Source organism: Chryseobacterium sp. HNCC26DJ239 (assembly GCF_057180445.1).
The window spans coordinates 248,641-261,615 of record NZ_JBXUGJ010000001.1 but is presented as its reverse complement, the minus strand read 5'-3'; the positions used below and the strand labels follow the sequence as shown (position 1 = coordinate 261,615).

General features: G+C 34.5%; 15 protein-coding genes. 14 read left to right on the top strand and 1 reads right to left on the bottom strand.

Translation table 11 applies throughout. The features are described from left to right. Positions 1–32 precede the first annotated feature (32 nt). A complete protein-coding gene (locus tag AC2A1D_RS01265) occupies positions 33–536 on the top strand; it encodes a hypothetical protein (protein WP_484041854.1) in 504 nt (167 codons plus the stop codon). 210 nt (positions 537–746) lie between these two features. Further along, the gene (locus AC2A1D_RS01260; RefSeq protein ID WP_484041853.1) at positions 747–1,409 is read left to right on the top strand and encodes an outer membrane protein; all 663 of its coding nucleotides are present in this window, start codon (positions 747–749) and stop codon (positions 1,407–1,409) included. A 163-nt stretch (positions 1,410–1,572) separates the two neighbouring features. Here AC2A1D_RS01260 and ffh read toward each other — a convergent pair whose 3' ends face one another. Beyond that, on the bottom strand, positions 1,573–2,934 hold the full coding sequence (gene ffh, locus AC2A1D_RS01255) for a signal recognition particle protein (protein WP_484041852.1): 1,362 nt from the start codon (positions 2,932–2,934) through the stop codon (positions 1,573–1,575). A gap of 300 nt (positions 2,935–3,234) precedes the next feature. Between ffh and AC2A1D_RS01250 the strand changes: the two genes are divergently transcribed. From AC2A1D_RS01250 to AC2A1D_RS01195, 12 genes are all read left to right on the top strand, one after another. Next, positions 3,235–3,603 carry a hypothetical protein gene (locus AC2A1D_RS01250; protein WP_484041851.1) on the top strand — a complete coding sequence of 123 codons (369 nt, stop codon included), beginning with the start codon at positions 3,235–3,237 and terminating at the stop codon, positions 3,601–3,603. 86 nt (positions 3,604–3,689) lie between these two features. Further along, positions 3,690–4,775 carry a F0F1 ATP synthase subunit A gene (atpB, locus tag AC2A1D_RS01245; RefSeq protein WP_484041850.1) on the top strand — a complete coding sequence of 362 codons (1,086 nt, stop codon included), beginning with the start codon at positions 3,690–3,692 and terminating at the stop codon, positions 4,773–4,775. A 39-nt stretch (positions 4,776–4,814) separates the two neighbouring features. Continuing rightward, positions 4,815–5,024 carry an ATP synthase F0 subunit C gene (gene atpE, locus AC2A1D_RS01240; protein ID WP_034675836.1) on the top strand — a complete coding sequence of 70 codons (210 nt, stop codon included), beginning with the start codon at positions 4,815–4,817 and terminating at the stop codon, positions 5,022–5,024. 88 nt (positions 5,025–5,112) lie between these two features. Next, positions 5,113–5,607: a F0F1 ATP synthase subunit B gene (locus AC2A1D_RS01235; RefSeq protein ID WP_484041849.1), complete on the top strand. Its 495-nt coding sequence runs from the start codon at positions 5,113–5,115 to the stop codon at positions 5,605–5,607. Between the two features lie 2 nt (positions 5,608–5,609). Beyond that, entirely contained in the window at positions 5,610–6,149 is a 540-nt protein-coding gene (gene atpH, locus AC2A1D_RS01230) for an ATP synthase F1 subunit delta (RefSeq protein WP_484041848.1), read from the top strand. A 21-nt stretch (positions 6,150–6,170) separates the two neighbouring features. Beyond that, positions 6,171–7,748, top strand: coding sequence for a F0F1 ATP synthase subunit alpha (atpA, locus tag AC2A1D_RS01225; protein ID WP_484041847.1), 1,578 nt, complete (start codon positions 6,171–6,173; stop codon positions 7,746–7,748). A gap of 72 nt (positions 7,749–7,820) precedes the next feature. Next, a complete protein-coding gene (gene atpG / locus AC2A1D_RS01220; RefSeq protein ID WP_484041846.1) occupies positions 7,821–8,684 on the top strand; it encodes an ATP synthase F1 subunit gamma in 864 nt (287 codons plus the stop codon). A 167-nt stretch (positions 8,685–8,851) separates the two neighbouring features. Beyond that, the gene (locus AC2A1D_RS01215; RefSeq protein ID WP_484041845.1) at positions 8,852–10,210 is read left to right on the top strand and encodes a hemolysin family protein; all 1,359 of its coding nucleotides are present in this window, start codon (positions 8,852–8,854) and stop codon (positions 10,208–10,210) included. Positions 10,211–10,219: 9 nt separating this feature from the next. Then, positions 10,220–10,525 carry an ATP-dependent Clp protease adaptor ClpS gene (locus AC2A1D_RS01210; protein ID WP_484041844.1) on the top strand — a complete coding sequence of 102 codons (306 nt, stop codon included), beginning with the start codon at positions 10,220–10,222 and terminating at the stop codon, positions 10,523–10,525. Positions 10,526–10,730: 205 nt separating this feature from the next. Continuing rightward, a complete protein-coding gene (gene udk / locus AC2A1D_RS01205) occupies positions 10,731–11,345 on the top strand; it encodes a uridine kinase (protein WP_484041843.1) in 615 nt (204 codons plus the stop codon). A gap of 5 nt (positions 11,346–11,350) precedes the next feature. Next, positions 11,351–11,707: an FtsB family cell division protein gene (locus AC2A1D_RS01200; protein ID WP_484041842.1), complete on the top strand. Its 357-nt coding sequence runs from the start codon at positions 11,351–11,353 to the stop codon at positions 11,705–11,707. A gap of 93 nt (positions 11,708–11,800) precedes the next feature. Beyond that, positions 11,801–12,964 carry a methylmalonyl-CoA mutase family protein gene (locus tag AC2A1D_RS01195; RefSeq protein WP_484041841.1) on the top strand — a complete coding sequence of 388 codons (1,164 nt, stop codon included), beginning with the start codon at positions 11,801–11,803 and terminating at the stop codon, positions 12,962–12,964. Positions 12,965–12,975 lie beyond the last annotated feature (11 nt).

Below are 12,975 nucleotides of genomic sequence, written 5' to 3'. Positions count from 1 at the left end.
AGCCAACAAATAATAACTAAAATTTAAACGAAATGAAAAAGTTGATTTTATTGGGTGCATTTGCCTTATTCGGAGGTGTTGCTCAGGCACAGGAAGGTTTTAAAATTGGAGGTCACATTGGTGCGCCGGTAGGAGATGCTTCGGATATCTCTGCATTTACAATGGGGTTTGATGCTGCGTATATGTGGAATATTACGAAAGGTCTTGATATTGGTATTGCTTCTGGTTACTCACATTTCTTCGGAAAAAATAATTGGGACGACTTCGGATTTATTCCGTTGGCTGCTTCTGGAAAATATAAATTTGATAAAATTCCTTTATTTGTAGGATTGGATCTTGGAGGTGCGATTTCTGTAAAAGACGGTATTAATAGCGGTTTGTATGTATATCCAAAAGTTGGTTTCCAGCTTCCTAAAGCAGAATTATATTTAGGATACCAAAATATTGGAAGTGAAAGACCAGATTGGTACGGAAACAGAAGAATTGATTCAAATTTTGGTGCTATTAACTTAGGTGTTAACTTCTTTTTAAAGTAAAATTCATATAAAATTAATATTACAAAAATTCTGGTTGCAAAATCGGAATTTTTTTTGGAATTTTTTGTTGAAAATTTAAACACTTGTTTACTATAAGATTTTTCCCTGTAAAACTCAATATTCATGCGTGACATCAATCATGTTAACAAATTTTGATATTGAAAAATGTCACTATAAATTTGCACCAAGAAAGTATAAAATTATATTAAAATGAAAAAATTAATGATGGCGGGTGCAATCGCGCTTTTTGGATTATCTAATGCTCAGATTGCTAAAGGAACAGTTTACTTATCAGGTTCAGTTGGGTACTCTCAAGAGGAAAAATTCAACGGAAACAATAAAGAAGAAGAATTTAATGTATTGCCAAGAGCTGGATATTTCGTAGCAAATAACTTCGCAGTAGGTGTTGGTGTTGGTTATCAAACTTCTAAAAGTACAGACATCAATACTGTAACATCAGGTAATGTAACTACGGTTACAACTGCTGTGGTAAAACAACCAGCATTTGTTGTTGAGCCTTTCGCAAGAAAATATTGGACTTTGTCTGATAAATTATATTTCTTCGGTCAGCTTGCAGTTCCAATGAAGTTTGGTAAAGAAGAAGCTGAAGTTTCAGCAGTAAGCACAAACGGAAATACTACGGTAACTTCTTCTGTTTCTACTGAAGCTAAATACACTGCAGTAGGTGTAACAGTAAAACCAGGTTTAGATTATTTCTTAAACAAAAACTGGACTATCGAAGCTACAATTGGTGAGTTTGGTTATAACAATTATAAGCCAAAAGATGGTGAAGCTGTAAATAACTACAACTTCGGTCTTAACTTATCTTCAGTAACTTTCGGAGTAAAATATGTTTTTGCTAAATCTAAATAATTAGTAAAGCACAAATTATTATTAAATCCTGAGATTTCGTCTCAGGATTTTTTTTGGGGGCTAGATCAGTACAAAAGATTCTCAGCAATTATAAGATTTTTAAAAACACAAAAAAAACTCTCAGAAATTTCTGAGAGTTTGTATTTTGTCGCAATTAGATTAATTATTTTCCAAACATTCCGCCCATTCCTGGGATATTTGGCATTTTGCTCATCATCTGCATCATTTGCTTTCCTTGTGGACCTTGCATCATTTTCATCATTTTTCCCATTTGGTCAAACTGTTTCATTAATGCATTTACGTCTTCAATTTTTCTTCCAGCTCCTTTTGCAATTCTGCTTTTTCTTTGCGTGTTGATAATAGAAGGTCTTCTTCTTTCTTCCGGAGTCATAGAGTAGATAATAGCTTCGATGTGTTTGAAGGCATCGTCGCTAATCTCAACATCTTTAATGGCTTTTCCAACTCCAGGAATCATTCCCATCAAATCTTTCATGTTACCCATTTTTTTGATTTGATTAATTTGCTTTAAGAAATCATCAAAACCAAACTCGTTTTTAGCGATTCTTTTGTGAAGTTTTTTCGCTTCTTCTTCATCAAACTGCTCCTGAGCTCTTTCTACTAAGGAAACAACGTCTCCCATTCCCAAGATTCTGTCTGCCATCCTTTCTGGGTAGAAAAGGTCTAAAGCTTCCATTTTCTCTCCTGTAGAGATAAATTTGATTGGTTTTTCAACCACTGAACGAATCGTTAAAGCGGCTCCACCACGAGTATCACCGTCTAATTTTGTAAGGACAACTCCGTCAAAATTCAATGTATCGTTGAAAGCTTTTGCAGTATTTACAGCATCTTGCCCCGTCATTGAATCTACTACGAATAAAGTTTCGTTTGGAACAATAGTGGTGTGAACGGTTTTAATTTCGTTCATCATTTCCTCATCAATCGCCAAACGACCTGCAGTATCCACAATTACAACATCGTGACCGTTAGATTTAGCAAAATTAATAGCGTTTTGAGCGATGCTTGAAGGATTCATTGAACCATCTTCCGTGAAAACTGGAACGCCAATTTGACCTCCTAAAACTTTTAACTGATCAATCGCTGCAGGACGATATACGTCACATGCTACCAATAATGGCTTTTTATTTCTTTTAGTTTTTAGGTAACTAGCCAATTTTCCTGAGAAAGTAGTCTTACCAGAACCTTGAAGACCGGCAATTAAAATAACAGATGGTTTCCCTGAAAGATTGATTCCTTCTTGAGATCCTCCCATTAAATCTACCAACTCGTCGTGAACGATTTTCGTCATCAACTGTCCTGGAGTAAGCGATGTAAGAACGTTTTCTCCTAGAGCTTTATCCTGAACTCTTTTGGTAAGGTCTTTTGCAACTTTATAGTTAACATCGGCATCTACCAATGCTCTACGAATTTCTTTTACGGTTTCTGCAACGTTAATTTCCGTGATTTTTCCTCTTCCGGAAATATTATGAAGGGCTTTGTCTAATTTATCCTGTAAACTATTAAACATACGTTATCTATATTATATGGTCTGCAAAAATAATAATTTTAAATCTAATAACCTTGAGATGATTGATATTTAAAATGTTTTGAAAAAATTATTGCTTTAATGGATGAAATTTCGAGGAAAACAAATTGACTTTTTTTACTTGTTATTTTATGATTAGCCTTTTAACAAAGGCTTTAGCATACCTTATTATATATATAGATTTTAATTGAGTGTGAATTTTAATGTCGTTCTGTAAAAAATCATTTTTAATTTTTTGATGAAATTCGAAGGTTCTAATAAATTTTAATAGTTTTGCAACCCATGGGAAAAGTATTGATTGTTTTAAAAGGTCTCGCATTATTTTTACTGATTTCGGCTGTATTATTCGGTTTACAGTGGCAATTGGCAGAAAATGGTGTTGTAGCGCTTGATTACAAAATTCATGTCTTGATGTTTGTAGTGACATTAATCAGTTTACTTACAATTCTGATTGTTTTTGCTACAGGCAAAAAAGATGTGATAGGATTTATTTTCCTGGGCTTTGTGGTTTTTAAATTTTTCGCAATGGGATATGTTGCTGTTTTTCAGAAAGAATTCAGGTTGCATATTGTTCCGTATTTTATCTTGTATTGGATATACCTTGCGGTAGAGGTGGTATTTGTTTTGAAAATGGTAAAAAAACAAGATTAATATCATATCATATTTAAATTGCAGAATTGCTAAAAATCGAATAAAAATTTATATTTTTGCAAAAATTTTAGAAATAGAATCTAGTCATGAGTTTTAAAAAACTGTTAATCGCCCTCTATCTTTTTGTTTTTTGCTTTTCATTTGCAGAAACGCACGAAGGTACTGCGGAAGCTTCAAAGGATGAAAAGTACAATCCGGTTCCTTTTATTATGCACCACATTCAGGACAGCCACAACTGGCATCTTTGGGGTGAAGGTCACAATTCGGTAGGGATTTCTTTACCTGTAATTCTTTGGGATAATGGTTTAAAAGTGTTCAGCTCTGAGAAATTCATGAACGAAAAGCATGAAGAAGAGGCGGTTGCTGAAGTTGATGGTAGCTTTTATAAAGTTCACCACAATAAAATTTACTCTACAAACGCTGCGGGAGATCTTGAAATGCACGAAGGTCACCCAACAAACAACCAGCCATTAGATTTTTCTATCACAAAAGTAGTGGCGCAAATGTTTGTAGCAGCAATTATTCTTTTATTAATTGGTTTTGCTTCTGCAGCTAGCTATAAAAAATCTCAAGTTCCTTCTGGAATCGCGAAATTCATCGAGCCAATCGTAGTTTTTGTAAGAGACGAAATTGCTTTACAAAACATTGGTTCTGTAAGATATAGAAAATATGTTCCTTATTTGGTTACATTGTTCTTGTTCATCTGGGTTTTGAATATCTTAGGTTTGTTCCCAGGATCTGCAAATACAACAGGTAACATTGCTTTCACAATGGTTTTATCGGTATTTACTTTAATTATTGTAAATGTAAGTGGTAGAAAAACATATTGGATGCACATGTTTGATCCACTAGGGAAAAACATGCCTTTCGCTGGTAAAATTTTAGTGTACATTATTTTAGTACCAGTAGAGTTATTAGGAATTATTACTAAACCTTTCGCATTGATGATTCGTCTTTTTGCGAACATGACAGCGGGACACATCATTATCATGTCTTTGATCGCTTTGATCTTCATCATGAAAACATACATGATTACGCCGGTATCATTAGGTTTATCATTATTCATTTATGTATTGGAAGTATTGGTAGCAGCTTTACAAGCGTATATCTTTACGATGTTGACAGCTTTATTTATTGGTTCGGCTGTAGAAGAGCCTCACCACGATCATTAATCAGAAATTAAACAAAACAACTTTTTAAATTATAATATTATGACAGGTAGTATCGCAGCAATCGGAGCTGGTTTAGCAGTTCTAGGTGTAGGATTAGGTATTGGTAAAATTGGTGGTAGCGCAATGGAAGGTATTGCAAGACAACCAGAGCAATCAGGAAAAATCCAAACTGCAATGATTATCGCAGCAGCTCTTATCGAGGGTGCTGGTCTATTCGGTATCGTAGTAGCGTTACTAGGAAACGGATAGTAAACAAACAGAATTCTGCAGACGGTTGGTCTGTAGAATTCTTTTAAAAAAGTTAAAAAAAGAAACAAAAAACAATAATTGATTTACAATGGACTTATTAACTCCTTCAATTGGTAATATATTCTGGACAGCAGTAGTATTTTTATTACTTGTTATTCTTCTTAAATCTTTTGCTTGGGCACCAATCTTGGCAGCAGTAAAAACAAGAGAAGATAATATTCAGGATGCGCTTAATCAAGCTAAACTAGCTAAAAAAGAAATGGAAGATCTTAAAGCGGATAACGAAAGAATTATGCGTGAAGCTAAGATCGAAAGAGACGCTATCTTGAAAGAAGCCAGAGAAATTAAAGACAGAATCGTTGCTGAAGCTAAAGACGCTGCGAAGTCTGAAGGAGATAAACTAATTGAAGCTGCAAAACAAACAATCGCTGCAGAGAAAAATGCTGCAATGGCAGATATTAAAGCTACAATCGGTACTTTGTCTGTAAACATCGCAGAATCTATCTTGAAGCAGAAGCTTGATAACAGCGAAGCTCAAAACGAATTGGTTCAGAATTATTTAAACAAATCAAATCTTAACTAAAAATGCTTACCTCTAAAGTAGCTAAAAGATACGCACAAGGTTTACTTGATTTCACCAACGAATCAGGGCAAACCAATGCTGTGTTTTCTGAAATGAAAGATGTAGTGAAGTTGATGGCTGAATCTAAAGATTTAAACAAATTCTTCCTTACTCCTTATATTGATTCTAAAAAGAAAACTGAAGTAGCTTCTCAAATCTTCAAAAGTCTTTCACCAGTCTCTCAAAACCTTATTACTTTGGTAATTAAGCACGGTCGTGAAAACCAATTGAGAAACATTGCGCAGGAATTCATCAACAAAGTTGAAGACATCAATGGAGTACAGAGAATTACTCTTACTACAGCAACACAGATTTCAAAAGAAAATATCGATCAGATTATTAAATCTACTGATCTTATCAATGCAAATTCAAACGCTGATCTTGTACATATCATCAAACCTGAAATTTTAGGAGGTTATATTTTAAGAGTTGGAGACCAGCAAATAGATGCATCTGTAAAAGCTAAGCTGAACAGTATTAAAAAAGATTTTCATTTAAATTAAAGAAGAAAAAACAACCATACAATGGCAGAAATAAATCCAGCAGAAGTATCTGCGATCTTAAAACAGCAATTGGCCAACTTCGATACTCAATCAAACGTTGAGGAAGTAGGTACAGTTCTTACCATCGGTGATGGTATCGCTCGTGTATACGGGTTAGAACACGTACAATACGGTGAGTTGGTAAAATTTTCAAGTGATGTAGAAGGTATCGTACTAAACCTTGAAGAAGACAACGTAGGTGTTGCTCTACTTGGGGAAAGTAAATTGGTAAGAGAAGGTGATACAGTAAAAAGAACAAACAGAATCTCTTCTATTAAAGTAGGAGAAGGTATGTTGGGTAGAGTAGTAGATACTCTTGGTAATCCTATCGACGGTAAAGGACCTATCACAGGAGATTTATACGAAATGCCATTGGAAAGAAAAGCACCGGGAGTTATCTACAGACAGCCGGTTACTGAACCTTTACAAACTGGTATCGTAGCAATCGACTCTATGATTCCTGTAGGAAGAGGGCAAAGAGAGTTGATCATCGGTGATAGACAGACTGGTAAAACTACTGTTGCGATCGATACAATCATCAACCAAAAAGAATTCTTTGATGCTGGTAAACCAGTATATTGTATATATGTTGCTATCGGGCAAAAAGCGTCTACAGTAGCACAAATCGTAAAAACATTATCAGATAAAGGAGCTTTAGCATATACAGTAATTGTTGCTGCTAACGCATCAGATCCAGTTCCAATGCAGGTATATTCTGCAATGGCAGGTGCTGCAATCGGTGAGTTCTTTAGAGACAGCGGAAGACCAGCTTTGATCGTTTATGATGATTTATCTAAACAAGCGGTAGCTTACCGTGAGCTTTCTCTTCTATTGAGAAGACCACCGGGTCGTGAAGCTTATCCTGGAGATGTTTTCTATCTTCACTCAAGACTATTGGAAAGAGCTGCGAAAATCATCGCTGATGATCAAATCGCTAGCCAAATGAACGATTTACCAGAGTCTTTGAAGCCAATCGTAAAAGGTGGTGGTTCTTTAACTGCACTTCCAATTATCGAAACTCAGGCAGGTGACGTTTCTGCGTATATCCCAACAAACGTAATTTCTATTACAGATGGACAGATTTTCTTGGAGTCTGATTTATTCAACTCAGGGGTTCGTCCTGCGATCAACGTAGGTATTTCTGTATCGAGAGTAGGAGGTAACGCTCAGATCAAGTCTATGAAAAAAGTTTCTGGTACTCTTAAATTAGACCAGGCTCAATATAAAGAATTGGAAGCGTTTGCTAAATTTGGTTCAGACCTGGATGCTTCTACTTTAGCAGTAATTTCTAAAGGAGAAAGAAACGTAGAATTATTGAAGCAACCAGTAAACTCTCCACTTCCTGTGGATAGCCAAGTGGCAATGATCTATGCAGGTACAGAAAACCTTCTTAGAAACGTTCCTATCAGAAAAATTAAAGAATTCCAACACGAGTATATCGAGTTCCTAAGATCTAAGCACCCAGATACAATGGCTGCAATTAAAGCTGGAAAAATCGATAACGAAATCACAGGAGTTCTTAAGCAAGCAGCTACAGATTTAGCTTCTAAATATAACTAATAAATAATTCAAAATTCCGAATTCAAGATTTCAGAATTTTGAATTCGGAATATAAAATTTTGAATCCTTAGAATGGCAAACTTAAAAGAAATACGAGGCAGAATATCCTCAATCTCATCTACAATGCAGATTACCCGTGCAATGAAAATGGTTTCGGCAGCGAAACTAAAAAAAGCACAGGATGCCATTGTAATGTTGAGACCGTATTCTGAAAAACTTCAGGAAATCATTCAGAACGTTAATGCAAGTTCTGATCCTGATCAAGTTTCTGTGTATGCTCAGAAAAGAGAGGTAAAGAGAGTTCTTTTTATCGCTGTAACTTCAAACAGAGGTTTAGCAGGAGCTTTCAACTCGTCTATTGTAAAAGAATTGAACATTCAGTTCCAAAACAATGCTCACTACGAAATTGAGGTTCTTACTATTGGTAAAAAAGCATACGATGCAGTTAGAAAAACTCGCTCTGTATACTCAAACGAAAGCAGTGTTTTTGATAATTTGAATTTTGATTCGGTTGCCAACATCACAGAAGCTGTAATGAAGAGCTTTAGAGAAGGTAAGTTTGATGAAGTTTATTTAATTTATAATAAATTTGTAAACGCTGCAACTCAGGAAGTTACCACTGAGCAACTTTTGCCAATCTCAATGCCTGAATCTGCTGATCAGTCTGAAGAAACAGATTATATCTTTGAACCCAACAGAAATGAAATTTTGGATAACCTAATTCCGAAATCAATCAAAACTCAGGTGTTTAAAGCAGTTTTAGATTCTGTAGCTTCTGAGCACGGTGCGAGAATGACAGCGATGCACAAAGCAACAGACAACGCTCAAGCTTTGAAGAATGATCTTGTAATCTTCTACAACAAAGCAAGACAAGCTGCAATTACAAACGAAATCTTAGAAATCGTTTCTGGAGCAGAAGCTTTGAAAAATTCTTAATAGAATATTCAAAATATACCAAAAGCATCGATTGTATCGGTGCTTTTTTGTTTATAATTGCTTTAGCCTTTTATAAAACTCAAAACCTTAAACTTAAAACCCGAAACAATAGCCCTGCGTATTTATATTTTCTCTATCTTTGCAAGATAAATTTTATTAATTTCTAAATGGACTCGGACATAGTCAGGCTTTTGCTGGCCTTATTTCTTGTATTACTCAATGGCTTTTTTGTAGCCGCAGAATTTTCTATAGTTAAAGTTCGTTACTCTCAAATTCAATTAAAAGCTGCCGAAGGAAATTCGATGGCTAAACAAGCAGAAATCATCATTAAACGTCTAGATGAGTATCTTTCTGCCACACAGCTTGGTATTACTTTGGCTTCTCTAGCTTTAGGATGGGTAGGTGAGAGCGCAATGCATCACGTTATCGATAATCTTTTGGATGCTTTAACTTTAAACCTAACAGAATCTACCGTTACAACTATATCTCTGGTTTTAAGTTTCCTGATTATTACCATTATGCATATCGTTTTTGGTGAGCTAATTCCGAAATCTATTGCAATTAGAAAAGCTGAAGCTACAACTATGGCAACTGCAGTTCCGTTAAGAGTGTTTTATACGGTTTTTAAACCATTTATTTGGTTGATGAATTCAATGTCGAACACGTTCTTAAGAATTGTAAAGATACACCCAGCTTCTGAACAGGAGATTCACTCTACAGAAGAGCTTCAGCTTTTGGTAAAACAAAGTGCAGATAGCGGTGAGATTGAAGAAGAAAACTATGAAATCATTAAAAATGCTTTCGATTTTACCGATCATTCGGCGAAGCAAATTATGGTTCCTAGGCAAAATATTACTTCTATTGATTTTGAAGACGACATCAACGATATTATCAACGAAATCATGGAAAGCGGATATTCTCGAATTCCAGTATACGAAAATTCTATCGATAACGTAATTGGAGTATTTTACACCAAAGAAATTATCAGAGAATACGTTAAAAGAAAAGGAGAGCTGAATCACGATGATTTAAGAGAGTTAATGCGTGATACATTTTTTGTTGTGGGAAGTAAGAAAATTTCTGATCTTCTAAAAACTTTCCAACAAAAGAAGCAGCATTTGGCTATCGTAATTGATGAATTTGGCGGTACAGAAGGAATTATCACTCTTGAAGATATTTTAGAAGAATTAGTTGGAGAAATTCAGGATGAAGAAGATGATGAAGATAAAATTGTTGATAAAATAGACGATGTTACGTATTGGATTCAGGCGACACAGCCTTTAGATGAAATCAACGAGTTTTTACCTAAAAAGCTTCCTTTGGCGGAAGAAAGTGAATATAATACTCTTGCAGGTCTTATTTTACACGCTTTAAGCGATATTCCTGAAGAAAATGAAGAGTTTGAATTAGAGTTTTACCGTGGTAAAATTCTCAAAATGAATAACAAAAGCGTTGAACTTGTAGAATTGGTCTACAAGGTGAATGAAGATGTGAACGAACTTGCAGATAAAATTGGTGAAGTTTAAATAAAGAAAATGCCTTTTAATCATACTATAAAAGATTACGAAGATCCAAAACGACAATACGAAGAAGATGTTTTGGTGCTTGAAGAAACCGATGATGTTTATAAATTGGTACTTCATAATGATGATATTCATACTTTCGATTATGTAATTGATGCGTTAATCGAAATTTGCAAACACACACTAGAACAAGCTGAACAATGCACCATTTTGGTTCATTTTAAAGGTAAATGTACTGTAAAAACAGGCTCAATGGATGTGTTAAAACCGATGCATGAGAAATTGATTTCAAGGGAATTAACCAGCGAAATTGTTTAAATATGAACTCCGACATTCTTGTCGGAGTTTTTTTACCCAAAAATTCAAATCGGACTGCATCCGATTCTTTATTAAGTCGCCACTTCGTGGCTCCTCGCAATACAGAATCTGCTTCATCTTTTTTTAAGATGTAAAAAACATCAAACTTGCGGGTTTAAACTTCCATCATAAATACTATATTTGTAAAATCATAAATAAAGAAAAAATGCTTGTAATAGGAATTGCAGGAGGCACAGGTTCCGGCAAAACTACTGTTGTTGATAAGATTATTCAACAACTTGATATTGAGGGAATGAACATTCTTTCCCAAGATAATTATTATCACGATAATCACAATCTAACTTTAGCTGAAAGAGAAGCGTTAAACTATGATCATCCAAAGTCTATTGATTTTGATTTGTTGATTGAGCACGTAAAAGCGTTAAAAAACAATCAGGCGATAGAACAGCCTATTTACAGCTTTGTAACCCACGGAAGAACCGGAGATCACGTTACTGTAGAACCTAAAAACGTTTTGGTAGTAGAAGGAATTTTAGTGTTAACCAATAAAGAATTGCTGAAAGAATTCGACCTTAAAGTATTTGTACATGCAGATTCAGACGAAAGATTAATCCGAAGAATCCGTAGAGATACCCAAGAAAGAGGAAGAGATTTGAACGAAGTTCTACACCGTTACCAAACGACTTTAAAACCGATGCATCAGGAATTTATTGAACCTTCAAAAAATGAAGCAGATTTAATTATTCCAAACATGAGACAAAACTCTGTTGCCATCGATTTTTTAACCACTGTTATTAAGAATTCTCTTAGAAAACATTAAGAAAAATGAAAGAAAATAATTTAATCAAGGAGATACAACCACAGTCTGAATCGTTGAAATTATTGAGGAAATATGTTCTCAATAAATACACGATTACGGTCTGTCTTTTCCTTGTTTGGATGATTTTTTTTGATAAAACTTCGTTTTTGGTAATCCATGAGATTAACGGAGAAATCGATAAATACGAAGAACAGCTTAATTATTATAAATCTGAGTACGAAAAGAACGATAAATTCTACAAAAAACTCATGAATAATAAAGACGAGAAAGAAAAATATGCCCGTGAAAATTACTTTATGAAGAAACCGAATGAAGAAATTTTTATTCTCGTGGCAGACAGCTCAAATGTTGCTAAAAAATAATTTTTTGGTAATTGTGAATACTTAAATAGCTTCGCCGTCAATGTTAAAATAAATCTAGAAAATTTATTGCTAATTACCCATTACTCATTACTTATGTCAATTACAGAAACTTATTCAAGCTGGGAAAATTTAGTTAAAAAACAGCTTAAAACAGATGATATTAATTCTATCCTGCAAAAAGAAAATTTGGAAGGAATAGAAGTGCAACCGTTTTACACTTCGGTTCAAAAACCTTTGGTAAATCTTCCAAAAATTGAAGAAAGTACACATTTGGTGGCAAAATATCATGAAAGTTTAGAAGATGATGTTTTTGCGTTTCTTTTGGATGAAAATGTTGAAAACCTGGAGCAGAAAACCATTTTTATTGATAATGTAGATTTGGCAGGACATATCAGTCCGAGTGAAAACGACCAATATTTCTCTTTAATTGATGTTTTTGATGAGAAAAATGGTACGATAAACGACCAGTTGGTAAAAGAACTTTTGTCGAAGCAATATAAAAGAAATATTTGTGTAGACGTTTCTTTGCATCAAAATGCGGGAGCTTCTATTTCTCAGCAACTTGCGGTAGCTTTGGCGAAAACAAAGGAGCTTACCGAAAATTATGGAGCAGAAATTTTAGACAAATTAATTTTTAAAATAGCTATCGGAGGAAATTATTTCTTTGAAATGGCTAAAATAAGAGCTTTTAAACTCCTTTTTAACCAGTTTTCAAAAGAATTTGACATTACTCTTACGCCTTATATTTTCTCTGAAACTTCATTGAGAAATAAATCTGTTTCTGATAGTGAAAATAACCTGATTCGTTCTACTTTAGAGCTTGCTGCAGCTATGATTGGCGGTGCAGACGCAGTTTACAGCAATAATTATTTGGTTGAAAAAAGCACCGATAATTCTGAAGAAATTTCTTTCAAACAGCAAATTGTTTTGGCGTATGAAAGTATCATTAATGTTTTTGAAGATGCTTCAAACGGAAGTTATTTCGTAGAAAATATTACACAACAAATCGCTGAAAAATCTTGGGCAAGTTTCCTTGAAATTGAAGAAAAAGGAGGGTATTTACAATCTGTACAGCAAGGAGAAATTCAAAAAGCTATTTTTGAACATGCCATTGCAGAGCAAAAATGGGTAGAAGAAGGTAAAATAAAGCTAATTGGCGTAAACTTATATCCAAAATTAGACGCGAAAAAAAACACAGAAGAACTGTACAGCGCAACAGAAATAAAACCTGTTCGTTGGGCGGAAATGTTTGAATAGAGCCTCCCAGC